Source organism: Shewanella sp. SG41-4 (assembly GCF_014164505.1).
In the GTDB taxonomy this organism is placed as follows: domain Bacteria; phylum Pseudomonadota; class Gammaproteobacteria; order Enterobacterales; family Shewanellaceae; genus Shewanella.
In genome coordinates, this window is sequence record NZ_JACJFI010000481.1 from 1 (window position 1) to 2,013 (window position 2,013).

Consider the following 2,013-nt stretch of genomic DNA (forward strand, 5'->3'; position numbering starts at 1 on the left):
CGACTAAGGCTTTTCAGGTTTGATATTGTATCGTAGCCCTAAAAGCCTCAGTTTTACCCGCTAAACCACCACATTTTTACGACAAACAATACTAGCTCATAACCTAGATTATTACAGTGCAGGCCATTTCGAGGAGAACATCACTTCTAGGCCTTATGACTTTAGGGTCTATTGTCTGATTCAGATTAAAGACTTGGGTTCTACAAGGTATTTTTAAACCAATATGTTAGTGAGTATATTTCACTAGCCTATTGTAATATTGATACTTAATCCGATGAATATTGAGTAGCCATTCATTACAGAGTATGTTGTTTATGTATCAAAAAACGGTCACCATTGTTGCTCCTCACGGTATTCACACGCGCCCTGCAGCATTACTTGTAAAAGAGGCAAAGGAGTTTAATTGTGACATCATGGTCGAATGTAATGGAAAACAAGCCAGTGCTAAAAGTTTATTTAAGCTGCAAACATTAGGTCTTTACCAAGGCATGTCTGTAACGGTATTGGCTTCAGGTGAGCGCGGCCAGGAAGCCGTTGACAAAATAGCCTCAATGCTGATTACGCTTAGTTAATAGGACAATGTTATGTCAATCAATGGAATCGTTGTATCTGCAGGCATCGCTTTTGGTAAAGCACTGACTATCACTACTCAACTGCCACCACTCGATTTTAAACTGCTTTCTATTGAACAAATTGACCTGCAACAACAGAAGTTAACCCAAGCCATTCATCACTTAATTACTCATTTACAACACTGCCAACATCACTTGTGCCCTGATTGTGATAATTTCCAACTCATTGATAGCGATATAATGTTACTTGAAGATGAGGAGCTACAGCAGCAACTGCATCAACATATTAGTCAATTTAGAGTCTGCGCAGCCGTCGCGGTTGATCGCGTTTTTAATCAGCATGCTGCCGAAATGTCGTCATTAGACGACCCTTATATGGCCAATCGCAGCGGTGATATTATTTGTTTGGCTAAACGCCTAACCAGTGCATTACATGGCCACTTGCAATGGGATTTATCGACGCTCACTGAAGACACTATTTTACTCGCTGATGACTTAACCCCTGCTGAATTTGCCATATTGCCATTAACCCACATTACCGGTCTCATTCTCGAATCTGGAGGCCTAACAAGTCATACCGCTATTTTAGCTAGGGCTGCAGGTATTCCTGCATTACTCAATTACCAATTCTCACAATCTGAAGATCCTATTACAGATGGTTCACAGCTCATTTTAGATGGTATGTCTGGTGAGTTACATATTTCCCCTTCATCTGAACTTTTCGTCCAGTTAAAACAAAAACAACAACAAGAGTTGCTGCGTCGCCAAGCGTTGATGATTTATAAAGATAAGCCCAGCCAAACTCTTGATGGTCATCAAGTAACGTTGATGGCCAATGTCGGTAACCTGAGTGAAATATCACATACTGCAGATGTTGGTGCACAAGGCATTGGCTTGTTTCGTACCGAATTTTTATTAATGAATGCTAAAGCGCTGCCGAATGAGCAGCAACAATATAAACTCTATTGCGATGCCCTACACAGCTTGCAAGGTGAAGTTCTGACCATTCGAACTTTCGATATCGGAGCAGATAAAGAGATCCCTTGTTTGCCACAAAGCAACGAAGATAATCCTGCCCTTGGTATACGTGGTATTCGCTATAGTTTGGCGCACCCAGAGACTTTTATCACCCAGATAAAAGCAATACTTCGGGCGGCAAATCATGGCCAAATTAGACTAATGTTTCCGATGGTTAGCCAAGTTGAAGAACTTGATGCTGCCTTTTTATTAATTGAACGAGCTAAAGCTGAATTAATTGAACAAGAAAAAGGTTTTGGTACACTCAGCTACGGTATTGTAGTTGAAACACCTGCTGCAGTGCTGAATCTACCCAGTATGCTGCCATTGCTCGATTTTGTCAGTATCGGCACGAATGACTTAACCCAATATACTTTAGCGGCCGATCGCACTAACCCACATTTAGCCAAACAGTATCCACCTT

The 2,013-nt window shown here is 41.2% G+C and carries 2 protein-coding genes; both read left to right on the top strand.

The window, feature by feature from the left end; translation table 11 throughout:
• Nucleotides 1-314 precede the first annotated feature (314 nt).
• Nucleotides 315-572, top strand: coding sequence for an HPr family phosphocarrier protein (locus H5202_RS21345; protein ID WP_182773821.1), 258 nt, complete (start codon nucleotides 315-317; stop codon nucleotides 570-572).
• Between the two features lie 12 nt (nucleotides 573-584).
• Nucleotides 585-2,013 (top strand): phosphoenolpyruvate--protein phosphotransferase (gene ptsP / locus H5202_RS21350; RefSeq protein WP_182773822.1); only part of this gene is annotated, 1,429 nt, incomplete at its 3' end.